Source organism: Xanthomonas graminis pv. graminis, from assembly GCF_030168915.1.
Classification (GTDB): Bacteria; Pseudomonadota; Gammaproteobacteria; order Xanthomonadales; family Xanthomonadaceae; genus Xanthomonas_A; species Xanthomonas_A translucens.
Map to the genome: position 1 here is coordinate 906,345 of NZ_CP076255.1, position 25,818 is coordinate 932,162.

The 25,818-nt window shown below is 68.5% G+C and carries 22 protein-coding genes, 5 tRNA genes and 2 pseudogenes; 18 read left to right on the plus strand and 11 right to left on the minus strand.

Annotated features, from left to right (window positions below):
- Positions 1–58 precede the first annotated feature (58 nt).
- Both KHF85_RS03895 and KHF85_RS03900 read left to right on the plus strand, forming a co-directional pair.
- Positions 59–1,813, plus strand: a complete 1,755-nt coding sequence (locus tag KHF85_RS03895) for a S8 family peptidase (RefSeq protein WP_284568606.1) — start codon at positions 59–61, stop codon at positions 1,811–1,813.
- A gap of 388 nt (positions 1,814–2,201) precedes the next feature.
- On the plus strand, positions 2,202–3,905 hold the full coding sequence (locus KHF85_RS03900; protein WP_409976651.1) for a S8 family peptidase: 1,704 nt from the start codon (positions 2,202–2,204) through the stop codon (positions 3,903–3,905).
- A 6-nt stretch (positions 3,906–3,911) separates the two neighbouring features.
- On the opposite strand, the pseudogene KHF85_RS03905 reads toward KHF85_RS03900, so the two are convergent.
- The 4 genes and pseudogenes from KHF85_RS03905 to wrbA form a co-directional block, all read right to left on the minus strand.
- A pseudogene (locus KHF85_RS03905) lies at positions 3,912–4,383 on the minus strand (aminoacyl-tRNA deacylase).
- Positions 4,384–4,389: 6 nt separating this feature from the next.
- Entirely contained in the window at positions 4,390–4,875 is a 486-nt protein-coding gene (locus KHF85_RS03910) for an asparaginase domain-containing protein (protein ID WP_064539500.1), read from the minus strand.
- Between the two features lie 79 nt (positions 4,876–4,954).
- Complete coding sequence (locus KHF85_RS03915) at positions 4,955–5,323, minus strand: DUF2069 domain-containing protein (RefSeq protein ID WP_284568607.1); 369 nt, start codon at positions 5,321–5,323, stop codon at positions 4,955–4,957.
- The gene (gene wrbA / locus KHF85_RS03920; protein ID WP_284568608.1) at positions 5,320–5,916 is read right to left on the minus strand and encodes an NAD(P)H:quinone oxidoreductase; all 597 of its coding nucleotides are present in this window, start codon (positions 5,914–5,916) and stop codon (positions 5,320–5,322) included. The genes KHF85_RS03915 and wrbA overlap by 4 nt, the downstream gene beginning before the upstream one ends.
- An 80-nt stretch (positions 5,917–5,996) precedes the next feature.
- On the opposite strand from wrbA, the gene KHF85_RS03925 reads away from it, so the two are divergent.
- Genes KHF85_RS03925 through KHF85_RS03935 form a run of 3 tightly spaced genes read left to right on the plus strand, consistent with a single transcriptional unit; the run spans position 5,997 to position 8,169 of the window.
- A complete protein-coding gene (locus KHF85_RS03925) occupies positions 5,997–7,271 on the plus strand; it encodes a YihY family inner membrane protein (RefSeq protein ID WP_064539502.1) in 1,275 nt (424 codons plus the stop codon).
- Positions 7,268–7,903 (plus strand): TlpA family protein disulfide reductase, encoded by a 636-nt coding sequence (locus KHF85_RS03930; RefSeq protein ID WP_409976652.1) that lies wholly within the window; start codon positions 7,268–7,270, stop codon positions 7,901–7,903. The genes KHF85_RS03925 and KHF85_RS03930 overlap by 4 nt, the downstream gene beginning before the upstream one ends.
- Positions 7,903–8,169: an acylphosphatase gene (locus KHF85_RS03935; protein ID WP_284568609.1), complete on the plus strand. Its 267-nt coding sequence runs from the start codon at positions 7,903–7,905 to the stop codon at positions 8,167–8,169. The genes KHF85_RS03930 and KHF85_RS03935 overlap by 1 nt, the downstream gene beginning before the upstream one ends.
- A 162-nt stretch (positions 8,170–8,331) precedes the next feature.
- Here the strand turns inward: KHF85_RS03935 and ppk2 are convergent, their stop codons facing one another.
- The 7 genes and pseudogenes from ppk2 to hemA form a co-directional block, all read right to left on the minus strand.
- A complete protein-coding gene (gene ppk2, locus KHF85_RS03940) occupies positions 8,332–9,108 on the minus strand; it encodes a polyphosphate kinase 2 (RefSeq protein WP_237652189.1) in 777 nt (258 codons plus the stop codon).
- A complete protein-coding gene (locus tag KHF85_RS03945) occupies positions 9,105–9,443 on the minus strand; it encodes a helix-turn-helix domain-containing protein (RefSeq protein ID WP_039007540.1) in 339 nt (112 codons plus the stop codon). The genes ppk2 and KHF85_RS03945 overlap by 4 nt, the downstream gene beginning before the upstream one ends.
- 13 nt (positions 9,444–9,456) lie before the next feature.
- Positions 9,457–9,975, minus strand: a complete 519-nt coding sequence (gene moaB / locus KHF85_RS03950) for a molybdenum cofactor biosynthesis protein B (protein WP_053841088.1) — start codon at positions 9,973–9,975, stop codon at positions 9,457–9,459.
- A 392-nt stretch (positions 9,976–10,367) separates the two neighbouring features.
- A pseudogene (locus tag KHF85_RS03955) lies at positions 10,368–11,705 on the minus strand (glycoside hydrolase family 6 protein); the annotation flags it as partial.
- A gap of 944 nt (positions 11,706–12,649) precedes the next feature.
- The gene (locus KHF85_RS03960; protein WP_409976653.1) at positions 12,650–14,344 is read right to left on the minus strand and encodes an O-linked N-acetylglucosamine transferase, SPINDLY family protein; all 1,695 of its coding nucleotides are present in this window, start codon (positions 14,342–14,344) and stop codon (positions 12,650–12,652) included.
- Between the two features lie 49 nt (positions 14,345–14,393).
- Positions 14,394–15,479, minus strand: coding sequence for a peptide chain release factor 1 (prfA, locus tag KHF85_RS03965; RefSeq protein ID WP_284568611.1), 1,086 nt, complete (start codon positions 15,477–15,479; stop codon positions 14,394–14,396).
- Positions 15,457–16,740 carry a glutamyl-tRNA reductase gene (gene hemA, locus KHF85_RS03970; protein WP_284568612.1) on the minus strand — a complete coding sequence of 428 codons (1,284 nt, stop codon included), beginning with the start codon at positions 16,738–16,740 and terminating at the stop codon, positions 15,457–15,459. The genes prfA and hemA overlap by 23 nt, the downstream gene beginning before the upstream one ends.
- Positions 16,741–16,806: 66 nt before the next feature.
- Here hemA and KHF85_RS03975 point away from each other — a divergent pair, with 66 nt between their 5' ends.
- From KHF85_RS03975 to KHF85_RS04035, 13 genes are all read left to right on the plus strand, one after another.
- Complete coding sequence (locus tag KHF85_RS03975; protein WP_284568613.1) at positions 16,807–18,507, plus strand: tetratricopeptide repeat protein; 1,701 nt, start codon at positions 16,807–16,809, stop codon at positions 18,505–18,507.
- The gene (gene lolB, locus KHF85_RS03980; protein ID WP_284568614.1) at positions 18,504–19,163 is read left to right on the plus strand and encodes a lipoprotein insertase outer membrane protein LolB; all 660 of its coding nucleotides are present in this window, start codon (positions 18,504–18,506) and stop codon (positions 19,161–19,163) included. Before KHF85_RS03975 ends, lolB begins: the two co-directional genes overlap by 4 nt.
- Positions 19,160–20,023 carry a 4-(cytidine 5'-diphospho)-2-C-methyl-D-erythritol kinase gene (gene ispE / locus KHF85_RS03985; protein ID WP_284568615.1) on the plus strand — a complete coding sequence of 288 codons (864 nt, stop codon included), beginning with the start codon at positions 19,160–19,162 and terminating at the stop codon, positions 20,021–20,023. Before lolB ends, ispE begins: the two co-directional genes overlap by 4 nt.
- 14 nt (positions 20,024–20,037) lie before the next feature.
- Positions 20,038–20,114: transfer RNA gene (locus tag KHF85_RS03990), tRNA-Gln, on the plus strand.
- Between the two features lie 145 nt (positions 20,115–20,259).
- On the plus strand, positions 20,260–21,219 hold the full coding sequence (locus KHF85_RS03995) for a ribose-phosphate diphosphokinase (RefSeq protein WP_284568616.1): 960 nt from the start codon (positions 20,260–20,262) through the stop codon (positions 21,217–21,219).
- Positions 21,220–21,387: 168 nt separating this feature from the next.
- Positions 21,388–22,035, plus strand: coding sequence for a 50S ribosomal protein L25/general stress protein Ctc (locus tag KHF85_RS04000; protein ID WP_053837630.1), 648 nt, complete (start codon positions 21,388–21,390; stop codon positions 22,033–22,035).
- A gap of 54 nt (positions 22,036–22,089) precedes the next feature.
- Positions 22,090–22,701 (plus strand): aminoacyl-tRNA hydrolase, encoded by a 612-nt coding sequence (gene pth / locus KHF85_RS04005; RefSeq protein WP_284568617.1) that lies wholly within the window; start codon positions 22,090–22,092, stop codon positions 22,699–22,701.
- Positions 22,702–22,823: 122 nt separating this feature from the next.
- Complete coding sequence (gene ychF / locus KHF85_RS04010) at positions 22,824–23,915, plus strand: redox-regulated ATPase YchF (protein ID WP_284568618.1); 1,092 nt, start codon at positions 22,824–22,826, stop codon at positions 23,913–23,915.
- A 157-nt stretch (positions 23,916–24,072) separates the two neighbouring features.
- Positions 24,073–24,158, plus strand: a tRNA-Tyr gene (locus KHF85_RS04015).
- A 32-nt stretch (positions 24,159–24,190) separates the two neighbouring features.
- A tRNA-Gly gene (locus KHF85_RS04020) sits at positions 24,191–24,264 on the plus strand.
- A gap of 30 nt (positions 24,265–24,294) precedes the next feature.
- Positions 24,295–24,370 (plus strand) — tRNA-Thr (locus KHF85_RS04025).
- A gap of 45 nt (positions 24,371–24,415) precedes the next feature.
- On the plus strand, positions 24,416–25,606 hold the full coding sequence (gene tuf, locus KHF85_RS04030) for an elongation factor Tu (protein ID WP_068832715.1): 1,191 nt from the start codon (positions 24,416–24,418) through the stop codon (positions 25,604–25,606).
- A gap of 134 nt (positions 25,607–25,740) precedes the next feature.
- Positions 25,741–25,816 (plus strand) — tRNA-Trp (locus tag KHF85_RS04035).
- Positions 25,817–25,818: the final 2 nt, after the last annotated feature.

Here is a 25,818-nt window from a genome sequence, read left to right on the forward strand (position 1 = left end):
GGCCTTTGCAGCGCGAAAAATCGCCGTCAGGTGGCAATCAACGAAAAGGAAGTTTCGAATGTCCGATATTTCGCAACGTGGTTCGCGCCAGCGTCCTTGGCTGATCGTGCTTGGAGCGTCCGCAGTGACCTCGCTGTTGCTGGCGACGCCGGCATTCGCCGGCGACGTCAACCTCTCCGGCCTGTCCGCCGAGCCGACCTTGCAACGTTTCATCGTCAAGACCAAAGACGCTGCCTCCGTCGCCAGCGCAAGTGCTGCCGCCACTTCGCCGTCGTTGCGCTCGACGCTGCAATCGGTCGCCGCAGCGATGCCGGCCAACAACGGCCGCGCACTGGGGCTGACCAGCCTGCGCCGCCTGGCGGTGGGCTCGGAAGTGATCAAGGCCGACCGGCCGTTGGACCGCACCGAGGCCGAGGCGCTGATGCGCCAACTGGCGGCCGATCCGAACGTCGAGTCCGTCGAAATCGATCAGCGCATGACCATCGCGCTGACCCCGAACGATCCCAGCCTGTCCAACCAGTGGGCCTTCGGCACCACCAGCGCCGGCATCAACGTACGCCCGGCCTGGGACCAGGCCACCGGCACCGGCGTGGTCGTGGCGGTGATCGATACCGGCATCACCAGCCATCCCGACCTCAACGCCAACATCCTGCAGGGCTACGATTTCGTCAGCGATGCGGACATGGCGCGCGATGGCAACGGCCGCGACAACAACCCGGCCGACCAGGGCGACTGGACCGCGGCCAACGAGTGCTATTCCGGTTCGCCGGCGACCAATTCCAGCTGGCACGGCACCCATGTGGCCGGCACCATCGCCGCGGTGACCCACAACAGCACCGGCGTGGCCGGTATCGCGTTCAATGCCAAGATCCTGCCGGTGCGCGCGCTCGGCAAGTGCGGCGGCTACACCTCCGACATCGCCGACGCGATCACCTGGGCGTCCGGCGGCACCGTCAGCGGCGTGCCGGCCAACACCACCCCGGCCGAAGTGATCAACATGTCGCTGGGCGGCAGCGGCACCTGCTCGACCACCTACCAGAATGCGATCAACGCTGCGGTCGGCCGCGGCACCACCGTGGTGGTGGCGGCCGGCAATAGTTCGGCCAGCGTCTCCACCTCGTCGCCGGCCAACTGCGCCAACGTGATCGCGGTGGCCGCGACCACCTCCTCGCGGGCCAAGGCCAGTTACTCGAACTACGGCAGCGGCGTCGACATTTCCGCGCCGGGGTCGAGCATCCTGTCCACGCTCAACGACGGCACCACCACTCCGGGCAACCCGAGCTACGCCAGCTACAACGGCACCTCGATGGCGACGCCGCACGTGGCCGGCGTGGTCGCGCTGATGCAGTCGGTCGCCCCGACCCCGCTGACCCCGGCGCAGGTGGAGAGCACCATCAAGAGCACTGCGGCCAGCTTCTCCTGCTCGCAGGGCTGCGGCGCCGGCCTGCTCGACGCCAACGCCGCGGTGACCGCCGCGCTGGGCGGCGGCAGCACGCCGCCCAGCGGCAACACGCTGCAGGATGGCGTGCCGGTCAGCGGGCTGGGCGCCAGCAGCGGCTCGGAGCTGAACTACACCGTGACGGTGCCGTCCGGGGTCAGTTCGCTGACCGTCACCATCTCCGGCGGCAGTGGCGATGCGGATCTGTACGTGCGGCTGGGCAGTGCGCCGACCGACAGCACCTATGGATGCCGTCCGTATCTCAACGGCAACAACGAGACCTGCACCTTCAACGCGCCCAGCGCCGGCACCTACTACGTGCGGCTCAAGGCGTACAGCACGTTCTCGGGCGTCACCCTGACCGCGAACTACTGATCCGTCCGCTGCGCGGCGTCCGCCTGGACGGCGGCGCCGCGTCGGCATCGGCCGACGCACGCAGCGGCAGGGCAGGACGCCCCGGATGCTGCACAGACGAAAACCCCGCACCCCGGCGCGGGGTTTTCTTTTGCGTGGCGTCCGCCGTCGTCGCCGACTGCGCGGAGATCTGCCTGTGCAGTCCGCAACACGAGTGGCTTGCTGTCACATATCGGAATATTGGCAGCACTCCCCCCTACGTTGTCTACGGGCAGCGCCGATATGGAGGACGCAGGACCGTCTTCACCGGCTGCGGCGGCGATACCTTCGCGGCCCAAGCGCGCTTCGCGGTGTCCCGCCCGGCGCCAGGCACGGCCGACTGCGCCATGCGTTACAGGGGGAACGTCCGATGTCCAAGCGTGCATTGTCTTGCCGCGGTCGCCGCGCCGCGATCGTCTCCGCCATGCTGCTGGCGGCCTGCGCCGGCAGCGCCGCCGCTGGCGAGATCGCCCTGCAGGGTCTGGCATCGACGCCGAATCCGCAGCGTTTCATCGTCACCTACCGCGACGGCGTCGGTCCCGCGCGGTCGGCGCGCGCGCTGCCGTTGGCCGATGCGGCAGGCATCGTGCCGGCGCGGCGCGGCCGCGCGCTCGGCCTGGCCGCGCTGCGGCGCCTGGCGACCGGCGCCGATGTGGTCGGCGCCGACCGCGCGCTGGACCGGGTCGAGGCCGAGATGCTGATGCGCCGTCTGGCGGCCGATCCGGCGGTGAAAAGCGTGGAAGTGGACCTGCTGTTGCGGCCGACGCTGGTGCCGAACGATCCGGGCCTGTCGCAGCAGTGGGCGTTCGGCACCACATCGGCCGCAATCAACGTGCGCCCCGCCTGGGATGTGGCCAGCGGCAAGGGCATCGTGGTGGCGGTGATCGACACCGGCATCACCACGCATCCGGACCTGGCCGCGAACGTGCTGCCCGGCTACGACTTCATCAGCGATCCACGGGTCGCTGGCGATGGCGGCGGCCGCGACGCCAATGCGACCGATCCGGGCGACGGCTACGCGGCCGGCACCTGCGCTGCAGGCACACCCGGTGCGGCGTCCAGCTGGCACGGCACGCACGTTGCCGGCACCATCGCCGCGGCCACCAACAATGCCGCCGGCGTGGCCGGCACCGCGTTCAATGCCAGGCTGCTGCCGGTGCGTGCGTTGGGCAAGTGCGGCGGCTACCTGTCCGATGTCGCCGATGCCATCGTCTGGGCGTCGGGCGGCAGCGTCGCCGGCGTTCCGGCCAATCCGACCCCGGCGCAGGTGATCAACCTGTCGCTGGGCGCCGGCGGCGCCTGTTCGGCGACGATGGCCAGCGCGATCGCCGCCGCCGTGGCGCGCGGCAGCAACGTGGTGGTCGCCGCCGGCAACAGCAACAGCAATGTCGCCGGCAGCGTGCCAGCCAATTGCCCGAACGTGATCGCGGTGGCCGCGACCACCTGGGCCGGCGCCCGCGCCAGCTTCTCCAATTACGGCGCCGGGGTGGATGTCGCCGCGCCGGGGCAGGGCATCCTGTCCACCCTCAATGCCGGCAACCTGGCCCCGGCCGCGGCCGGTTACGCGTCCTACAGCGGCACCTCGATGGCGGCGCCGCATGTGGCCGGCGTGGCCGCGCTGGTGCTGTCGGCATCGCTGAACCCGCTGACCCCGGCGCTGCTGGAGGCGCGCTTGAAGGCAACCGCCAGTGCGTTGCCGGTGGCCTGCACGCTTGGTTGCGGTGCGGGCCTGGTCAATGCCGGCGCGGCGGTGGCGGCCACGCTGAAGGCGCAGACCCTGGTCCGCGGCGTGCCGCTGGGCAACCTGGCGCTGAAGGCGGGGACCTCGTTGTACTACCAGGTCAGCGTACCGGCCGGCACGCCCTGGCTGAAGCTGTCTCTGGCCGGCGGCAGCGGCAACGCTGACCTGTCCCTGCGCGGCGGGAGCCTGCCGACCGATACGCTGTACGGTTGCCGCTCGATCGCCGCGGCCAATGCCGAGAGCTGCACGCTCAACCTGCCTGCCGGCACTTACTACGTGCGGGTGAAGGCGGTCACCGCCGTGGCCGGGGTGGGCGTGACCGCCAGCTACTGAGCGGCGTCATTCGCACAGGTCGCAGGCGCGCGCCTGCAGCGCGTCGAGCAATCGCGCCGCGTCGATTTCCAACAGCAAGCCGCGCTGCCCGGCGTTGAACCACACGCTGCCCGGGGCCAGCGCCGACTGCTCGACCAGCACCGGCGCCGGCCGCTGCTGGCCCAGCGGACTGATGCCGCCGACCTTGTAGCCGCTGCGGCGCTCGGCCTCGGCCACCTCCATCATCCGCGCCGACTTGCCGGCGCCGGCCGCGGCGAGCTTCTTCAGCTGCACGCGGCGATCGGAGGGCACCACCACGCACACCGCGCGCTCGTCGACCCAGGCCATCAGGCTCTTCAGCACCCGCGCAGGCGGCAGGCCCAGCGCCTGCGCCGCGCAGGCCCTTGGCGCCGGCTTCGGCTGCGTAGTCGTAGGGATGCAGGCGATAGGCGACGCCGGCCGCGTCCAATGCGCGGGTGGCACGGGTGGCCTTGGACATGGCGGCTCAGGCCGGTTCGAAGCGGTTCGCGGCCACGTTCTTGCGGACCTTCTGCGGGTCCCAGATCTGCCCGTTCATGGCGATGTAGACCCCGGCCGGCAGCGACTGCACCGCGCCGACCGCGCAGCCGATGTTGAATTCCGCATCGGAGCCGCGGAAGCGCGCCGGGTTCAGCGCACCGGTCATCACGATGGTCTTGTCCGCGATCGTCTGCAGCACCTTGCCGGTCTGCACCATCGAGTCGGTGCCGTGGGTCAGCAGCACATGGCGCGCGGACTGCGCGGCGACGGTGGCGCGGATCAGTTCGCGGTCTTCGTCGGTGATGTGCAGCGAGTCCTTGCGGATGATCGGGATCACGCTGAAGCGGAAGGTCACGCCCAGTTCCTTGAGGATCTGGCCGATCTGCGGATCTCCGATCTGGTAGTCGGACTTGTCGTCGAAATAGATCTTGTCGATCGTGCCGCCGGTGGTGACGATCAGGAGTTCTTCCATTGCCGGTTCCTAGAACATGACGGGGCGCGGCCGCGGTCGCGCGAGGCCGCCATGATACCGGCAGGCCGGCGGCGGCCGCTCAGGGCGTGCCGCCGCCGGACGCTTTGGCGCCGCGCTTGCGCGCGAAGCGCGCGCGAATGCCGGGCGCGCTGGACAGGCCGATCGCCAGCAGCGCCAGTAGCAGTTCGGCCCAGGCATAGGTGCGCTGCGGCGGATGGCTCCAGGCGGCCATCACCCCGTGGCTGAACCAGAACAGCCCGAACACGCCGGCCCAGAAGCGTGCCACCGCCGAGCCGCGCAGCACCCCGATCGCCAATAGCAGCGGCGGCAGCGCGAACACCAGTAGCGCGGCGAGGCGGTGGCGGTCGTCGTGGAACCAGGCCGCGTACAGCAGCGCCAGGACCAGCAGCGTGGTTGCCAGCGCATAACGCAGGCGGGCGGTGCTCATGGCGCCGCCAGGCGTTGCGCGATGCTGGCCAGGCGCCGGCCCAGCGCACGCGCCAGCTGCGCTTCTTCCTCGCTGGGTTGCGGGTCGTCGTCGGCGCCGGCGACGTGGCTGGCGCCGTACGGGGTGCCGCCGCTGCGCGTGCTGCTGAGCAGCGGTTCGGTATAGGGAATGCCGACGATCACGCAGCCGTGGTGCAGCAGTGGCAGATGCATCGACAGCAGCGTGGCTTCCTGGCCGCCGTGCAGCGAGGCGGTGGAGGTGAACACCGCCGCCGGCTTGCCGGCCAGGGTGGCGCTGGCCCATTCGGCGCCGAGCCCGTCGATGAAGTGCTTGACCGGTGCGGCCATGTTGCCGAACCGGGTCGGGCTGCCCAGGGCCAGGCCGACGCAGTCGCGCAGGTCGCTGGCGTCCACGTACGGCGCGCCGCTGTCGGGGACCGGCGGCGCGCTGGCCTGGGTGACCGCGGCCACCGGCGGCACCGTGCGCAGGCGCGCGACCATGCCGGGCACTTCGCCGACACCGCGCGCGATCTGCCGCGCCAGGCGTGCCACCGAACCGCCACGGCTGTAGTACAGGACCAGGATCTCGGCCATGCGGCCCTCGCTTGCTTGCACCAGAACGGCCGCCAGTATCGGCGATGCCGGCATCCGTGCGCATCGGGTACCCTTGGCCGATGCAGCCTTTGGACACGGTCAATCTCTGGACGGAGCGGGTGCGCGACCGCGCGCGGATGCGCAGCTTCGCCGGCTTCCTGTGGCGGCGCTTCCTCGACGACCGCCTGTTCCAGGCCGCCGCCTCGCTGGCCTACACCACGATCTTCGCGCTGGTGCCGCTGGCGATGGTGGTGTTCGGCGTGCTGTCGGCGTTCCCGGTGTTCGACCGCTGGAGCGACCAGCTCAGCGACTACATCTTCTCCAACTTCGTGCCGGCCGCGGCGCGCTCGGTGGAGGCCTATCTGCGCCAGTTCTCGGCCAGCGCCGGGCAGCTGACCAGCGCCGGCACGATCGCGCTGATGGTGTCGCTGCTGATCACCTTGAACAGCGTCGAGCAGACCTTCAACCGGATCTGGCGGGTGGTCTCGGCGCGGCCGCGGCTGACCCGCTTCCTGGTGTACTGGACGGTGCTGACCCTGGGCGCGCTGCTGGCCGCGGCGTCGCTGGCGGCGTCGGCGCGGTTCTTCGCGCTGCCGCTGTTCCGCACCAGCGAAGGCCGGCTACTGGCGCAGATGGCGCTGGGCCTGGCGCCGGTGCTGATCGAGTTCGTCTGCATCACCCTGGTGTACCGGGTGGTGCCGCACCACACGGTCAAGCTGCGCCACGCGGTGCCAGGTGCGCTGCTGGCGGTGGCGCTGCTGGAACTGGTGAAGTGGGGATTGAGCCTGTACCTGGGCAGCTTCCAGTCCTACCAACGCATCTACGGCACGGTCGCGTTCGTGCCGATCTTCCTGCTGTGGATCTATCTGAGCTGGATCGGGATCCTGCTCGGCGCCTCGCTGGCGTCCTCGATCGCGGCCTTCCGCTACCAGCCGGCGTCGATGCGGCTGCCGGCCGGCTACGAAATCTACGGCTTGCTGCGTCTGCTCGGGCGCTTCGCGCAGGCGCGCAAGGACGGCCACGGCCTGCACGAGGACCGGATCCTGGAACTGGAGCCGATGCTGACCGATTCGCTGGTGCAGGAACTGCTGTGCGAACTGGAGCGCAGCCGCCTGCTCAGCCGTGCCGCGCATGGCGAATGGCTGCTGGCGCGCGACCTGGCCGACGTGCCGCTGACCGAACTCTACGAAAACTGCCAGCTGCGCATCCCGATCGCCGAAGCCTACCTGCCGTGCCGCGACGACGCGCTGGGGCAGGCGGCGTGGCGCGCGCTGGACGAATTGCGCATGCCGCTGCGCGACGTGCTGAAACGTCGCGTCGGCGATCTTTACACCGATATCGGAGACCTCGCATGACCCCGCGCATCCTGTTCCCGTTGTTCGCCGCTGCCGCGCTGCTGGCGGGCTGCGATCGGCATCCTTCGCCCGCCGCCGGCGCCGCGCCGGGCGCGCCGGCGCCTGCGGCTCCCCCTGCCCCGCCGGCGCCTGCCGCGCCCGCTGCGCCGACCGCGCCCGCCGCTGGCGAAGGGCCGAACGTGGTGCAGGAGACCCGGCCGCAGCCGACGTTGAAGGTGAAGACGGTGGACGGCAGCGACTACGACCTGGCCGCGCATCGCGGGCATTGGGTGGTGGTGAATTTCTGGGCCACCTGGTGCGCGCCGTGCCTGAAGGAGATGCCGGAGCTGTCGGCGTTGCACGTGATGCGCGACAACATCGAAGTGGTGGGCCTGGCCTATGAGGACATCGAGCCGGCGGAGATGCGGGCGTTCCTGAAGGACCATCCGGTGGCCTACCCGGTGGCGATCCTCGACACCTACGCGCCGCCGGCCGATTTCGCCACCCCGCGCGGGCTGCCGATGACCTATCTGATCGCCCCGGACGGCAAGGTCGCCAAGCAGTTCCTGGGGCCGGTCAATGCGCACGACATCGAGGCGGCGATCGCCGCGGCCGGCGGCAAGGTCGCCGGCCAGACGAAGGCCGCTGGCTGATGGCGGCCGCCCGCTTCCTGGTCGCCGGCCGGGTGCAGGGCGTGTATTTCCGCGCCTCCACCCGCGAACGCGCGCTGGCGTTGGGGCTGGACGGGCAGGCACGCAACCTGGCCGACGGCCGCGTCGAGGTCGTCGCCGCTGGCGAGGCCGCGGCGCTGGAGGCGCTGGCCCAGTGGCTGCAGCACGGCCCGCCGGCGGCACGGGTCGAGCAGGTGCTGCGCGCGCCATGGCCGGCACCTGTGGCGGTGGGCTTCGCGATCGGGTGAAGCTCCTCTCACAACAGAATGCCGCTGCAGGAGGAGTTTCAATCCGGCGTGTCTTTGTGGAGGTGTCCGGTCGCGGCTGAAGCCGCTCCTACAGAAAACCAGTGCACCGTCGGTTGCATGCTGCGCCGTCGAGTCCCGAGTCCCCGGTCCCGAGTCCCGCCCTCACCCAGGATACGCCGCGATCGGCTGCAACACGCCGAACTTCTCCTTGCGCGGCTTGTGCTTCAGCGGCGGCAGTTCCAGCTCCGGTTCCTGCAGCGGGGTGTCGGGCAACTGGTCGAGCAGGTGCCGGATCAGGCTCAGGCGACCGCGTTTCTGGTCGTTGAAATCGACCAGCGTCCACGGCGCCTGGTCGCGGTGGGTGGCGTCCAGCATCGCCTCGCGGGCGCGGGTGTATTCGGCGTACTGGGCGCGCGACTGCAGGTCCACCGGCGACAGCTTCCAGCCCTTCAGCGGATCGTGCAGGCGCTCGGCGAAGCGCTTCTCCTGCTGCTCCTGGTCCACGCACAGCCAGTACTTGAACAGGCGGATGCCGTCGTCGACCAGCAATTGCTCGAACAGCGGCGCCTGGCGCAGGAAGGCCTGGTATTGCGCGTCGCTGCAATAGCCCATGACCCGTTCCACCCCGGCGCGGTTGTACCAGCTGCGGTCCATCAGCACCATTTCGCCGGCGGCCGGCAGATGCGTGGCGTAGCGCTGGAAATACCACTGCGTGCTTTCGCGGTCGGTCGGCTTGGGCAGTGCCACCACCCGGCACTGGCGCGGGTTCAGATGTTCGGCGATGGCCTGGATCGCGCCGCCCTTGCCGGCGGTGTCGCGGCCTTCGAACAGCACCAGCACGCGTTCGCCGCTGTGCTGCAGCGCCTGCGCCAGTGCCGCCAGTTCCAGTTGCAGCGGTTGCATCAATGCCTGGTACTGCTTGCGTTTGAGTTTGCTCATTTGCTGCGTCTCGTGCGGGTGCCGGCCATGCTGCGCGCCACTTCCAGCAGCGCGCCCTGCTGGCGGCTGTCGAGCGTGCGGTAGGCCTGCAATAGGTCGTGTTCGCCGCGGGTGCGGGCCGGGTCGAGTTGGCTGGCCAGTTCGCCGAGCAGCGCGCCGGCGGGAACGCCGAAGGCGCGCGCCAGCGCATTGAGCTGGTCGCGGCCGGGCATCTTTTCGCCGGCCAGCCAGGCCTTGACCGTGGCCGCGCCGGCGCGCGGGATGGCGGCGGCGATGTCCGCCGCGCTCATGCCGCTGGCCTTGGCCAGCAGGCGCAGGGTGGTGTCCAGGGGCATGCGCGGTTCCAGATCATTCCTTCAGGCGTGGGCGCAGCGTGGCCAGGTTGCACGGCCGGGTGCGCGCGTCGAGCTGCGCGGCCACGATCCTTTCCCAGGCGGTGCGGCAGGCCGAGGTCGAGCCGGGCAGGCAGAACACGAAGGTGGCGTTGGCCAGGCCGGCGAAGGCGCGCGACTGCAGCGAAGAGGTGCCGATCTCCTCGAAGCTGATCGCGCGGAACAGCTCGCCGAAGCCGGGCATCTGTTTGTCCAGCAGCGGCAGCAGCGCCTCGGGGGTGGAGTCGCGGCCGGTGAAGCCGGTGCCGCCGGTGACCAGGATGCCGTCGACCTGCGGGTCGGCGATCCACGCCGAGACCACCGCGCGCATCCGGTAGCGGTCGTCGGGCAACAATTCGCGCGCGTACAGGCGGTGGCCGGCCTCGCCGAGCACCGATACCAGGTAATCGCCGGAACTGTCTTCGGCCAGGCTGCGCGTGTCCGAGACGGTCAATACGCACAGGTTCAACGCGATGAAATCGGCTTTGGCGCTCATGCCCGAAGCGTAGCGGCTCGTCCGGCTGGCGTATAGCCCGGCGTTCAAAACGCTTGCCGGCATGCCATGCGTGCCTGCAGCGTCATCGCGGCCAACGCGCGTCACTGGCGCATGCGCCGCGTCGCCGCCAGCAGCGCGGCGGCTCGATGCGCGTGCAATCGGCGATGGCGGCCGAACCGCCGCCATCGCCAGTGCCGCAACTTACGACAATGAAAAATCAAGGGATCGCGTCGGTGGCACTATCGGCCCGGTGCGATCCGCCTACGCCATGCCGAGCCATGCCGCTACGGCCGCCGCCGCGCTCTTGCGACCAACCCGGGCGCCTGCCGCCAGCGGACCGGCAGGATGACGTTGCGTCACTTTTGCGCTTGCTCGCTCTCGCTGATGCTGGCGGCGCTGCCGATCGCGGGATAGGCATTGTTGACCAGCATGACGAATTGATCGTGGAACCAGGCGCCAGAGATCGGCGCGTTGGGCAGTGCGTCCGACAACACGCCATCCGGTGTCGTATAGCTAGGGTCGCACATACGGTCAAAGCCCTTGCCCTGGTTGTTCTTGATGAATTTGCTGGAGCCATCCGATACGCCTGGCTGTTTGACGAATGCATAAGCATGCAGATGCCCGCCCGGCGCCGCAGTCGGGGGCATGCCGATGCCTGTCGCACGCTGGTTGCACCAGTTGCCCCGATGATCGCGAAGATCGATACGTCCCGAATTCACATAGGTATCGATGTCGTTGCCGCTGGCGGAAGTTGGGCGATTGTGCCCGCCCCAGCCGTTGCGGCTGGTATCGATGATGAATCCGATGCTACTGCGCCAGCCTGCGGCGACGAAGCCGTTGTACAAGGCTTCCGCGTAATGGGATTCGTCAAAGTTGGGATTCCACTGGTAGAACCTGGACGACTTGATGGGTTGCCCGCCTACCGTCAGGTCCGGGTTGGGCAGATTCGGTTCGGTTAGCGGTGTCACGTTCGCGGTATTGGTGACGAACCCATCGACACTGGCAAGGCCTGCAGCGGTGCTTTGAAAGACTTGCGTGTACAGGGAAATCGCCGCCGTCATGTTGTTGTTCCAGCCCAGCCAGCCGGAATGGGCGATATCGAGGTAATTGTAGGTGTTCGGAATCGCATGCAGCTTGTCGACCGCGTACTTGATGCCCTCCTCATAGATGCCCGTGCTTTGCGCCTGCGCGCAACGCGGGGTGCTCAAGTTGGTCACCAGGTTCGGTAGGCTGTCCGGTTCGATGACGTTGACGATGCGGATGTTCTTGTATTTTGGATCTGCGAGAATGCCGGCGATCACATCGATGTATTGCTGCTTGTAGCGGGTGAGGCCGGCTTGGCTGAGCGGCAGTTCGCCGTTGGAGGCCAGCGCGTGGCAGTCGCGCCCGGGAATGTCGTAAATGACCAGCCCCACCGTGATCGGCGTGTTCGGTTTTTGCTGCGCCAACGCGTTGTTCAGATGAGCGGTCAAGCCGAGCAGGCCCGCATTGCGCGCGCCGCCGTAGATTGCGTTGATCGAATCGAGCCAGACGAAGGTGGGGTAGCCCGCCACGATCTTCATCTTTTTTTTGAGTGCGGCGTCGGACACTTTCGAGATCGAGAAATTTACGTCTTTCGTGTAGTCGGGATTAAGGTAGGAACTCGCCCCGACAAATGGATTTCCTGCGCGTTCTTTAGCCTGGGCGGCCGCCGCGGTAAGCAGGCCTGCGCCCAACAGGGACGCGATCATCGTGCGCCTGAACGGGATGCGGATGCCTTTTTCGAAGGACTCTATGTTCATTTCTATTTATCTCTGTAGTTTATGGATTTCATGTAATCGATTCGGTCGGTGGGTTGCGCATGTCGATCTGCTCGCTGGTCTTGCATCACCTCGGCTGGACTGTTGGCAATGGAATGGCATGAGAAGGCCGCAGCGGCCGGCAGGCTGCTGGGAGGTCGATAGGGAATCGGTTTCGAACTGGCGTCTGCTGTCGAGGCGCCATTGGAAAAATCGAATTAGAATTTTCTTGCGAATAAAATGTTTGCGCGCCCGTAGCGGGCCGACATCGCCCATCGCGATGCTGCGATGGATGTGGATGTTGATGCGGCGGACGCGGAGATGAGGCGGGTTTGTATGCAGGAGGTCCTTGAGGTTTTTGCCATCAAATCAACCTCGATGCCTGCGAACCGTGCACGGCTTCAAGAAATGCATCAGGTCCGCATACAAGTGATTGAAGTGCTGAGCATTGCGCTATGCAATCCCTGAGCAGGACACCAAAACGAAGCGATACGGCGCACATTTTTCGCAAAGGCGTCGATGAAGCCCGGGAGTGGGGGCGTCGAGTGTCTGGCCGGCGCGTCAATGCGCCAGCGAAAGCCCTGTCATGGTTGTGGCAGAGACGTTGTGCCAATGGCGAATCGCGCCGATGACGTTGCACATCGGTAATCGGCGGCTTTTTCGTTCGCCATGGACGCGTGCTTGACCATCGTGGACCTGCTGCAAGCCTGCGATGCGCCGGGGGCGCGCCGGCATGTGCCGGGCGGGTGGATTGCGCCGCCCCGCGGTCGCGCCGGCGCTGCGTGGATCGTGCAACAGGCGCTCGCATTGCGCGTCTTGGAAGCGCATTGGCCCAATGCCGGCGGATGTTTGCGTTCCCGGAATCTCCGGGGCGGCCAAGGTCAGCCTGCGTTCTGCTATCCGCGTTCATGTGCCAGTCCACGCAGCAGCGCGGCGAAGTCTGCAGCGAAGCCTTGCATGTCGAACAGCCCGGCGCTGGCGCGGCGCTGCTGCAGCGTGTCGCGCAGTGCGCGCCGCGCTGCCGGATCGCGGCCCAGCTGCACCGCCTTGGCAATGAAGGCATCGTCGTCGGCGACGTTCATCCCGTCCATGCCCAGGTGATGGTTGAGGCTGCCGGCCACGCGTGCGGCGAAGGTCGTGCCGGGGCAGGTCAGTAGCGGGCAGCCGGCCCACAGCGCGTCGGAGGCGGTGGTGTGCGCGTTGTACGGATGCGTGTCCAGGAACAGGTCGGCATGCCGGTAGCGGGCCAGGTAGTCGGCGTGCGCCAGCTTGGGCATGAAGCGCAGCCGCGCCGGATCCACTTCGGCGCGGCGCGCGGTATCGCGCAGCCGCGCATCGGCCTGGCCGGGCCCGGACAGCAGCCACAGCACGCTGTCCGGGACCTGGCGCAGTACCGCCAGCATCCGCGTCATGCTGCGCGGGGTCAGCTTGTAGCTGTTGTTGAAGCAGCAGAACACCGTGCCGTGCTCGGGCAGGCCGCAGTCGCGGCGCGATGGCGGCGTGCCGACGCGGCGGCTGTCGTCCGACGGCTGGAACGCGCGCGGCAGGCGCAGCACGCGCTCGCTGTAATGCGCGGCCAGCGCATCGGGCAACGCGAACGCATCGCCGATGACGTAGTCGATCCAGGGCGCGCCGGACGTGCCGGGGTAGGCCAGCCAGTTGATCTGCAGCGGTGCCGGACGCAGTGCCAGCACTTCCGGCGCGCCGCCGCCGCCCCAGCCGCGCAGGTCGAACAGCAGGTCGATGCCGGCATCGCGAATGCCTTGCGCGATCGCCCGGTGCGGCTGTCCGGCCACGTCGTGCCAGGCATGCGCCGCGGCCCGCAGGCGCGCGCCGATCGCGCTGCCGTCGTCGCGGTTCAATGCGAACAGCTGCACCTGCAGGTCGGCATGCGCGCGCAGCCGTTCGAACAAGGCCACGGTCAGCAGTCCGGTGGGATGCGCGCCGAAGCCGTTGGACAGGAAACCGATCTGTAAGGGGCCGGCGCGGCGCAGCGTCGCGGCCGGCAACGGCGTCAGCGTCTGCGCCAGGGCAAGCGCACGATTGCGCGCGCAGTGCAACTGTTCGGCGGCAGTGGCGTCCTCGTTGAGGAAGGCGAACGGTTCGATCGCCGGATGGCCGTGGCGCACCGCGCCGCGGACCTGCTGCGACAGCGCGTCCAGCGCGCGCCAATCGCACAGTTTGCGTCGCCAGTTCAGCAGGTGCGCGGCGATCGACGGTTCCTGCGGCAGCAGCGCATGCGCGTGCGCATAGGCCTGCGCGGCGGCTTCGGCCTCGCCGTTGTCCTCCAGCGCATGGCCCAGCCACAGGGCGATGCCCGGATGCTGCGGCGCGTGCTGCAGCGCCTGGCGCAATGCGGCGCTGGCTTCGGCGTGGCGGCCCTGGCTCCAGCGCACGCGGCCCAGCCGCGCCAGGGCTTCCGGGTGCGCCGGGCGCAGCTGCAATGCGCGCACCGCGGCCTGTTCGCCGGCGGCGATCGCGCCGGCGCCGAGCTCGGCGTCGGCCAGCATCACCCAGGCGATGAAGTCCTGCGGGTCGCGGCGCACCGCGTCCTGCAGCTGGCGCAGCTCGTCCAGCGCGCTGCCGCTCACGTGCGCGCGGCGGCCGGCGCGTGCGCAGCGACGCGGCGCATGCGCCGGCTCATGGGCTGTCGCTCAGCCGCGCCAGTTCGTCCACCTGGTGCTCATGGCTCAGGCGCTGGATCAGCGCGTCGAGATCGCCTTCGATCACGTTCGGCAGGTCGTACAGGGTCAGGCCTTCGACCCGGTGGTCGGTAATGCGGCCCTGCGGGAAACTGTAGGTGCGGATGCGCTGGCTGCGGTCGCCGCTGCCGACCTGCAGCTTGCGGTCCTGCGCTTCGGCCGCCGCCTGCTTGCTGCGCTCGGCGTCGAGCAGTTGCGCCTTCAGCCGCTTCATCGCCTTGTCGCGGTTGGCGTGCTGGCTGCGCTCGGTCTGGCATTCGACCACCACCCCGCTCGGCACATGGGTGATGCGGATCGCCGATTCGGTCTTGTTGACGTGCTGGCCGCCGGCGCCGGAGGAGCGGAACGTGTCCACCTTCAGGTCGGCCGGATTGATCGCGATCTCTTCCACGTCGTCGGCCTCGGGGATGATCGCCACCGTCGCCGCCGAGGTGTGGATGCGGCCCTGCGACTCGGTCGCCGGCACCCGCTGCACGCGGTGCGTGCCGGATTCGAACTTGAGCTTGGAGTAGGCGCCGCGGCCGACGATGCGCGCCACGATCTCCTTGTAGCCGCCGTGCTCGCCGGGGCTGTCCGACTCCACTTCCACCTTCCAGCCCTGGCGTTCGGCGTAGCGCGCGTACATCCGGAACAGGTCGCCGGCGAAGATCGCCGCCTCGTCGCCGCCGGTGCCGGCGCGCACTTCCAGGAACAGGTTGCCGTCGTCGCGCGGATCGCGCGGCACCAGCAGCAGCGCCAGCTGTTCGTCCAGCGCGAGCAGGCGCGCGTGGGCGGCGGCGATTTCCTCCTCGGCCAGTTCGCGCAGTTCCGGATCGTCGCGCATCGCCTCGGCCGCGGCCAGGTCGGCCTTGGCCGCGGCCTCGTCGGCCAGCGCGGCGGCGACCGGCTCCAGCTGCGCGAATTCGCGCGAGTAATCGCGGAAGCGCGCGTTGTCGCTCACCACCTCGGGATCGGACAGCAGGCGTTCGAGTTCTTCGCGACGCTCGGCCAGCGCCTCCAGCTTACGGCGCAGGGTCGGTGTCATCGGTCTTCAGAATGGGATGGAAATAGCCCGGTTGTTCCGGGAACAGGCGCTCGGCGGCGCGGGCCAGCTCGGCATCGCCGCGCAGCGCCGCCTCGCGCAGCGCAGCGGTGGGCGGATGCAGCAGGCGGTTGGTCAAGGTGTTGGCGAGGAATTCCAGCACCTCGTCGGCCGGCTTGCCGTTGGCCAGTTGCTGCCGCGCCTTGGCCAGCACGTCGTCGCGGGTGCTGTCGCCGTGCGCGCGCAGGCGCTTGAGCGGCGCCTGGCGGGTGCTGGCCTGCAGCGTCTCGATGTAGCGCAGCACCTGCAGCTCGATGATCGCCTCGGCCGCCTCGGCTGCTTCGCGGCGGCCGCGGCGATTGTCCTCGACCGCGCGTTCCAGGTCGTCCACGGTGTACAGATAGGCATCGGCCAGCTCGGCCACGCCGGCCTCGATATCGCGCGGCACGGCCAGGTCGAACAGCAGCATCGGCTTGTGCTTGCGCGCGCGCAGCGCCTGCTCCACCTGCACGCGGGTCACCACCGGCTCGCGCGCGGCGGTGGCCGAGAACACCACGTCGGCCTCCTGCAGGTGCCGCTCCAGCTCGCTCAGCGGCAGCGCCACGCCGCCATGGCGGCTGGCCAGTTCCTGGGCGTGGGCGAGGGTGCGGTTGGCGATCAGCAGGCGCCGCACGCGGCCTTCGCTGAGGTGCCTGGCGGCCAGTTCGATGGTCTCGCCGGCGCCGATCAGCAGCACCGTCGATTCGCTGAGCCGGGCGAAGGAATTCTGCGCCAGGCGCACCGCGGTCGAGGCCACCGACACCGGATTGGCGCCGACCCGGGTATCGGTGCGCGCGCGCTTGGCCACCGAGAAGGTCTGCTGGAACAGTCGGTCCAGGCGGTTGCCCAGTGCCCCGTGCGCGCGCGCCAGCGCCCAGGCGTCTTTCACCTGGCCGAGGATCTGCGGCTCGCCGAGCACCATCGAATCCAGTCCGGTGGCGACGCGGAACAGATGCCGCACCGCGTCGGCGTCCTGGTGCTGGTACAGGTAGCCGTGCAGGCCGGCCGCGTGCGAATCCAGCCAGTCGGCCAGGCTCTGCGCGTCGTCGGCGATCGCGTACAGCTCGGTGCGGTTGCAGGTGGACAGCAAGGCGGCCTCGGCGACGTTGGGCAAGGCGCGCAGCGACTGCAACGCGCGCGGCAGCGCATCGCCGGCGAACGCCACCCGTTCGCGCACGTCGACCGGCGCGGTCTGGTGGTTCAATCCGAGCACCCACAACGTCATCTGTTCAGTTGCTTGCGATAAGCTGCTGGCCATTCAGGGCCCCATTTTACGGCCCGGTTGCCCCCGATGCCCGCATTGATTCGCATCCGTACCGTTCTATTGCTGTCCGCGCTCGCCGCACTGCCCGCCACCGGGGTCGCGGCGGCCATGCCGGCGGCCACCGCCAAGCGTGCGCCGAGCGCCGCTTCGTCCTCCTCGCTGACGCCGGTGCTGGCCGGCGAGTTCGCGCTGCAGGCCGGGCAGCTGGCCGATGCTTCGCATTGGTACCTGCAGGCGGCGAACGACGCTCCCGGCGATGCCGGTCTGGCCGAGCGCGCGACCCGGATCGCGATGCTGGCCAACGACAACGCCGCGGCGACCCAGGCCCTGGCGCTGTGGCGCCAGCGTGCGCCGGAATCGCTGCCGATGCGCAGCGCCGAGGCCGCGCTGGCGCTGCGCATCGGCAACCTGCGCCAGGCGCGCGGCCTGCTGGTGGCGCTGCTGCGCGACAAGGACCCGCGCGGCTGGCGCTACGCGCTGGTGGCGCTGGTCAGCGGCAACCGCGATCCGGAGGTGGCGGCCAAGGTGCTGGACCAGTTGCTCGACGCCAACGCCATCCCCGACCAGCTCGAGGCCTGGCAGGAATTCGGGCGCCTGGCGCTGCGCCTGGAGCAGCCGAAGCTGGCCGAGCGCATCGTCGACCAGTTGGTCAAGCGCTTCCCGGAAGAGCCGCGGGTGGCCCTGCTGCACGCCACCCAGCTGCAACAGGCCGGCAAGACCGAGCAGGCGCGTGCGCTGCTGCAGGGCGTGGAGCCGAAAGCGCCGCGCGACCCCGAACTGCGCGGCGCGCTGGCCTACGCCTACGACGCGATCGGCGACACCGCCGCGGCGGCGCGGGTGCTGGCGCTGGGCGCGCAGGACACCCAGAACTACGGCCTGCGCGCCTCGATGCTGGCAAAGCTGCAGGACAACGCGGCGCTGAGCGCGCTGTACGAGGAATTGCGTAAAGGCGCGGCCCGGCCCGATCCCGAGCGGCGCCTGCTGCTCGGTAAGATCGCCGAATTCCTGAAGCGTTACCAGGAAGCGGTGACCTGGTACCGCGGCGTGCCGGGCGGCCCGCTGCGCAACGAGGCGCGGCTGCGCACCGCCGGGGCGCTGTACGAACTGGGACAGAAGGAAGCCGCCTTCGCCGAGGCGCGCGCACTGCAGGACGATGCCGAGGCCGACGACGCCGCGCGCCGCGACGCCTATGTGCTGGAGGCGGAATTGCGCCAGCGCAGCGGCGACGACGCCGGCGAGCTGCAGGTATTCGAGCGCGGCCTTGCCGCCTATCCGGACGACACCGCGCTGCTCTACGCGCGCGGCCTGGCCTGGGAGCGGCACGACCGCATCGACCGTGCCGAGGCCGACCTGCGCAAGATCCTGGTCACCGAGCCGGAAAACGTGGCCGCGCTCAATGCGCTCGGCTACACCCTGGCCGATCGCACCCATCGCTACCGCGAGGCGTTGCAGCTGATCGACCGCGCGCGTACCGCCGATCCGGACAACGCCGCGATCATCGACAGCTATGGCTGGGTGCTGTACCGGCTGGGCAAGACCCAGGACGCGCTGGTGCAGCTGCGCCGCGCCTGGACCCTGATCAAGGATCCGGAGATCGCCGCGCACATCGGCCAGGTGTTGTGGGAGCAGGGCAAGCACGACGAGGCAACCAAATACTTCGACGAGGCGCGCAAGCTCGATCCGAAGAATCGCGCGCTGCAGCGGGCGATGGAAAAGGTCGCGCCGTGAGGCCGGTGCTGCGCGCTGCCTGGGCGCTGACGGCGCTGCTGGCGCTGGCTGGCTGCAGCACGCTGGCGCCGCGGCAGGCGCCGCCGGCCGCGGCCGCGACCGCGCCGCTGAGCGACGCCGCGCGCCAGGCCGAATCGGCCCGCAGCGCCTGGCTGGCTGCGCATCCGGACTGGTCGTTCCAGGGCCGGGTGGCGATCACCAAGGGCCGCAATGGCGGCAGTGGGCGCATCGACTGGGCGCAGCGGCAGCGGCAGTACCAGGTCGAACTCAGTGCGCCGGTGACCCGCCAGAGCTGGCGCCTGAGCGGCGACAGCCAGCGTGGCGGCGGCCGTCTGGAGGGATTGGACGGCGGTCCGCGTGCGGGCGAGGACGCGCAGCAGCTGCTGCGCGAGGCCACCGGTTGGGAGATTCCGGTCAATCTGCTGCCGGATTGGGTGCGCGGCCAGGTCGCGGTGGACGCCGGCGCGCCCGAGCAGGTCGGCTACGACGCCGACGGGCGGTTGCAGACGCTGCGGCAGATGGGCTGGGAGATCCAGTTCCAGGAGTGGTACCCGCCCGGCGACGGCCGTCCGGCCCTGCCGCGGCGCATCGAGGCGCGCAACGGCGACGCCAAGGTGCGCCTGCTGCTGGACCAGTGGGACTTCGCCGCGCCATGAGCGCGCTGGGGGAGGGCGGCTGGTCGGCCTGGCCGGCGCCGGCCAAGCTGAACCTGTTCCTGCAGATCACCGGCCGCCGCGCCGACGGCTATCACGAGCTGCAGACCGTGTTCCGCCTGCTCGACTGGGGCGATACCGTGCATCTGCGCGTGCGCGCCGATGGCGTGGTGGCGCGGCGCGGCGCCTCCGTGGCCGGCGTCGCCGAGGCCGACGACCTGTTGGTGCGCGCCGCGCGTCTTCTGCAAAAAGAAGCCAAGATCGCGCAAGGTGTGGATATCCGCGTCGAAAAACGCATTCCGGCGGGTGGCGGTTTCGGTGGCGGATCGTCCGACGCGGCGACCGCGCTGGTCGCGCTGAATGCGTTGTGGGGCGCTGGACTGGACGAGGACACGCTGGCCGGCCTGGGCCTGGCGCTGGGCGCGGACGTGCCGGTGTTCGTGCGCGGCCGCGATGCCTGGGCCGAGGGCGTGGGCGAGCGGCTGACCCCGTTGCGCCTGCCGCCGGCCTGGTATGTGCTGGCCGATCCGGCGGTTCACGTGCCCACCGCGGCCTTGTTCCAGGCCGAGGATTTGACGCGGGATGCCGCGCCCGCGAAAATGTCCGACTTCGTTTCAGGTTTCCTGCTCGGCAATGCGTTCGAGCCGGTGCTGCTCTGCCGCGAACCGGCCATCCAGGCTGTGTTCCAGGCGCTTGCGCAGATCGGCACGCCGCGGCTTACCGGGTCGGGGAGCGGGTGTTTCGTCGAGTTCGCCGATCGCGCTGCCGCCGTGTGCGCGCTGGCGGCCTTGCCGGACGGGTTGCGCGCCTGGGTGGCTGGCGGCGTAACCCGCTCGCCGCTGCTCGACGCGCTGGAGGCCTAACAACAGTTTCATGCAGGGGCGTCGCCAAGAGGCCCAAGGCACCAGGTTTTGATCCTGGCATTCGTAGGTTCGAATCCTACCGCCCCTGCCATTTGTGTATGCAGATCCCTCTGCAAAAGCCCGCACATCACTGTGCGGGGATTCAACAGGCAGGAGCGTCGCTCTGCCTGGGTTCTTCCGGTTCCATGCTGTTTCTTCGTTGCACATTCTTCGTCGCCGCCGCCCGAGACACTCTCATGCAAGATCAACGTAACCTGCTGGTGTTCTCCGGCAATGCCAACAAGCCGCTTGCCAAGAGCATCTGCAAGGAGCTGGGCGTGCGTGCGGGCAAGGCGATGGTGTCGCGCTTCTCCGATGGCGAAGTGCAGGTGGAGATCGAGGAGAACGTGCGTCGGCAGGAAGTGTTCGTGATCCAGCCGACCTGCGCGCCCAGCGCGGAGAACCTGATGGAGCTGCTGGTGCTGATCGACGCGCTCAAGCGCGCCAGCGCCGCCAGCGTCACCGCGGTGGTGCCGTACTTCGGCTACTCGCGGCAGGACCGGCGCATGCGCTCCTCGCGCGTGCCGATCACCGCCAAGGTCGCGGCGAAGATGTTCACCGCGGTCAACGCCGACCGCGTGCTGACCGTGGACCTGCACGCCGACCAGATCCAGGGCTTCTTCGATATCCCGGTCGACAACGTCTACGCCTCGCCGCTGCTGCTGGCCGACATCTGGCGCGCATACGGCACCGACAACCTGATCGTGGTGTCGCCGGACGTGGGCGGCGTGGTCCGCGCCCGCGCCGTGGCCAAGCGCCTGGACGACGCCGACCTGGCGATCATCGACAAGCGCCGTCCGCGCGCCAACGTGTCCACGGTGATGAACATCATCGGCGACGTCGAAGGCAAGACCTGCGTGCTGGTCGACGACATCGTCGATACCGCCGGCACCCTGTGCGCCGCCGCCGCCGCGCTGAAGGCGCAGGGCGCGCTGAAGGTCGCCGCGTACTGCACCCATCCGGTGCTGTCTGGCCCGGCGGTCAGCAACATCACCAATTCGCAGCTCGACGAGCTGGTCGTCACCGACACCATTCCGCTGTCGGACGCCGCGCGCGGCTGCAGCAAGATCCGCCAGCTCAGCGTCGCCGAGCTGCTGGCCGAAACCATCCGCCGCATCGCCTTCGGCGAGTCGGTGAGTTCGTTGTACGTCGATTAAGGCTGAAAGTGGGGGATCGGGAATAGGGAATCGCAACGGCGCAGTGTCGCGCCTTGCCCGATTCTCCATTCCCGATTCCCCGCTCCCGGCTTCACAGACTCTTCTGGTCGCGGAAGAGTCCTCAAAACTGCCGCGAGGCGGTTCATTCAACCAAGGTAGTAAACGCAAATGGCAACCACACATGAAATCAAGGTTCAGCGCCGCGAGGTCGAGGGTAAGGGTGCGAGCCGCCGCCTCCGTCGCGACGGCCTGATCCCCGCCATCGTCTACGGTGGCGAACTGAAGCCGGTCAACATCCAGCTCAACCACAACGAAGTCTGGCTCGCCAGCCAGAACGACTGGTTCTATTCGTCGATCCTGAGCCTGAGCCTGAACGGCGACATCCAGAAGGTGCTGCTGCGCGATATGCAGCGCCATCCGTTCAAGCAGCTGATCCTGCACATCGACTTCCAGCGCGTGAACGACAACGAGGTGCTGCATGCCTCGGTGCCGCTGCACTTCCTCAACGAGGACAGCTCGCCGGCCGGCAAGTCGGTCGAAGTGGTCGTCACCCACGAACTGAACGAGATCCAGGTGGTGTGCCTGCCGAAGGACCTGCCGGAGTTCGTCGAAGTCGACCTGTCCGCGCTGTCCGTCGGCGACGTGATCCATCTGTCCGATCTGAAGCTGCCGGCCGGCGTCGAGCTGCCCGAGCTGAAGCTGGGCAAGGAGCACGACGTGGCGGTGGTCATCGCCAAGCACGGCCAGATCGAGGCCGAGCCGGAAGCGACCGAAGCCCCGGCTGCGGTCGAGCCGGCGAAGAAGGACGGCAAGTAATCGCCTGCGCAGCGCCCGGGCCGGTTGGTCCGGGCGCTGCGGCGATGCTGCGGCATGACTGGTCTGCGTCTGATCGTCGGTCTGGGCAATCCCGGCGCCGAACACGCGAACACCCGGCATAACGCCGGGTTTCGTTTTGTCGAACATCTGGCCGAGCGGGCCGGCGCACGCTGGAGCGTGGACGCCAAGCTGTTCGGCGAAACCGCCAAGGTCGATGTGGCCGGGCAGGCGCTGTGGCTGCTGAAGCCGGCCACCTTCATGAATCTCAGCGGCAAGTCGGTGACTGCTGCATTGCGCTACTGGAAGATCGAGCCGGCGCAGGCGCTGCTGGCGCACGACGAACTGGATCTGGCGCCGGGCACGGCGCGGCTCAAGTTCGACGGCGGCCATGGCGGGCAGAACGGCTTGCGCGACACCATCCGCCTGCTCGGGCATGCCGGCTTCCACCGGCTGCGCATCGGCATCGGCCATCCTGGCCACAGGGACAAGGTCGTCCCCTGGGTATTGGGGCGTGCCAGCAAGGACGAGCAGATCCTGATCGACCGCGCCATCGACGCCGCCATCGCGGTGCTGCCGCTGGCGGTGCAGGGCGACTTCAACGAGGCGATGAAGCGGCTGCATACGGTCGGGACCCGGGACTCGGGACTCGGGACTCGAAATGCCTGAACTCCCTGGAAACATGTCCCTGTCTCACCCCACGAACATAGGATTGCTGCAAATGTACAAACAACCGCGTGTCGGCTCTGCGCCGAGTCCCGAGTCCCGAGTCCCGAGTCCCGGAGCCACCAATGGGCATTAAGTGCGGCATCGTCGGCCTGCCCAACGTCGGCAAGTCGACGCTGTTCAATGCGCTGACCAAGGCGGGCATCGCTGCGGCCAACTTCCCGTTCTGCACCATCGAGCCGAACGTCGGCGTGGTGCCGGTGCCGGATCCGCGGCTCGGTGAGCTGGCCAGGATCATCAATCCGCAAAAAGTGGTGCCGACCGCGGTCGAGTTCGTCGACATCGCCGGGCTGGTTGCCGGTGCGGCCAGCGGCGAGGGCCTGGGCAACAAGTTCCTGGCGCACATCCGCGAGGTCGATGCGATCACCCACGTGGTGCGCTGCTTCGAGAACGCCGACGTCATCCACGTCAACAACAAGGTCGATCCGATCTCGGACATCGACACCATCGACACCGAGCTGGCCCTGGCCGATCTGGACAGCGTCGAGAAGGCGTTGAACCGCGCCGAGCGCAGCGCCAAGGGCGGCGACAAGGACGCGGCCGCGCGCAAGCCGGTGCTGGCCAAGCTGCAGGCCGCGCTGGCCGACGGCAAGGCCGGGCGCAGCGCGGGCCTGGACGAGGAGGAGAAGGCGCTGGTGCGCGATCTGTTCCTGCTCACGCTCAAGCCGGTGATGTACATCGCCAACGTGCTCGAGGACGGGTTCGAGAACAACCCGCACCTGGATGCGGTGCGCGCGCGCGCCGCCACCGAGGGCGCCGAAGTGGTGCCGGTATCGGCGGCGATCGAGGAAGAGCTGTCGCAGCTGGACGACGCCGACCGCGACACCTTCCTGGCCGATCTGGGCCTGGCCGAGCCGGGCTTGAACCGGGTGATCCGCGCGGCGTATGCGCTGCTCGGGTTGCAGACCTATTTCACCGCCGGGGTCAAGGAAGTGCGCGCGTGGACGGTCAAGGCCGGCTCGACCGCGCCGCAGGCCGCCGCGGTGATCCACACCGATTTCGAGAAGGGCTTCATCCGCGCCGAAACCATCGCCTACGCCGACTTCATCAAGTACAAAGGCGAAGCCGGCGCGCGCGAGGCCGGGCGGCTGCGCCTGGAGGGCAAGGAATACCGCGTGCAGGAAGGCGACGTGCTGCATTTCCGCTTCAACGTCTGAGCCGCATGCGCGCGTTCGCGCCGTGCCGTAGGCGTGGCGCGTTTCCTGCGACATCGCGTCAAAAGACTGTTGACAAGGCAGGGATGTCAGGGAAGAATAGCGGGCTGTTTCACCCCGTGCTGATTTCGGCCTTGCGGCCTAGTCGGGACGGGTAGTTGGAGGGATACCCAAGCGGCCAACGGGGGCAGACTGTAAATCTGCTGGCTTACGCCTTCGGTGGTTCGAATCCACCTCCCTCCACCAGTTTTTTTGTTGTGGCAGTGCGGCATCCCGTAGCGGGAGTAGTTCAACGGTAGAACCTCAGCCTTCCAAGCTGATGGTGCGGGTTCGATTCCCGTCTCCCGCTCCATTGAACGCGCTTGTGTCACAATAGAACTACGCTCACGTAGCTCAGTCGGTAGAGCACCTCCTTGGTAAGGAGGAGGTCGAAGGTTCGATTCCTTTCGTGAGCACCATATTCAGTCTCCAAATCTTTCTACGATCACCGAGAACAAGCAGCCATGGCCAAGGGTAAGTTCGAGCGCACCAAGCCGCACGTCAACGTCGGCACCATCGGTCACGTCGACCACGGCAAGACCACGCTGACCGCAGCGCTGACCAAGATCGGCGCAGAGCGCTTTGGCGGCGAATTCAAGGCCTATGACGCGATCGACGCGGCGCCGGAAGAGAAGGCGCGCGGCATCACGATCTCGACCGCGCACGTGGAATACGAATCGCCGAACCGCCACTACGCGCACGTCGATTGCCCGGGCCACGCCGACTACGTGAAGAACATGATCACCGGTGCGGCGCAGATGGACGGCGCGATCCTGGTGTGTTCGGCGGCGGACGGCCCGATGCCGCAGACCCGCGAGCACATCCTGCTGTCGCGCCAGGTCGGCGTGCCGCACATCGTGGTGTTCCTGAACAAGGCCGACATGGTCGACGACGCCGAGCTGCTCGAGCTGGTCGAGATGGAAGTGCGCGAGCTGCTGAGCAAGTACGACTTCCCGGGCGACGACACCCCGATCATCCACGGTTCGGCGCGTCTGGCGCTGGAAGGCGACCAGAGCGAGATCGGCGTGCCGTCGATCCTGAAGCTGGTGGAAGCGCTGGATACGTTCATCCCGGAGCCGCAGCGCGACGTGGACAAGCCGTTCCTGATGCCGGTGGAAGACGTGTTCTCGATCTCCGGCCGCGGCACCGTGGTGACCGGTCGTATCGAGCGCGGCGTGATCAAGGTGGGCGACGAAATCGAAATCGTCGGCATCCGCGCCACGCAGAAGACCACGGTCACCGGCGTGGAAATGTTCCGCAAGCTGCTGGACCAGGGTCAGGCGGGCGACAACGCCGGTCTGCTGCTGCGCGGCACCAAGCGTGACGACGTGGAGCGCGGCCAGGTGCTGTGCAAGCCGGGTTCGATCAAGCCGCACACCGAGTTCGAAGCCGAAGTCTACGTGCTGTCGAAGGACGAGGGCGGCCGTCACACGCCGTACTTCAATGGCTACCGTCCGCAGTTCTACTTCCGCACCACCGACATCACCGGCGCTTGCCAGCTGCCGGAAGGGGTGGAGATGGTGATGCCGGGCGACAACGTGAAGATGGTGGTCACGCTGATCAACCCGGTGGCGATGGACGAAGGCCTGCGTTTCGCGATCCGCGAAGGCGGCCGGACCGTCGGCGCCGGCGTGGTGGCCAAGATCATCAAGTAATGCCCGCTGCGGCGACGTCGGTCGCCGCGGTTTGACGATGTGCAGGCGGCTTCGGCCGTCGGGTTCAGCGAAGGGCGGGCCGGAACCTTCGGTCCGCCTTCGCCGTCTAAGGGAAATGCAGCGTTCGTAACTACACGCCAGTAGCTCAATTGGCAGAGCAGCGGTCTCCAAAACCGCAGGTTGGGGGTTCGAGTCCCTCCTGGCGTGCCAAT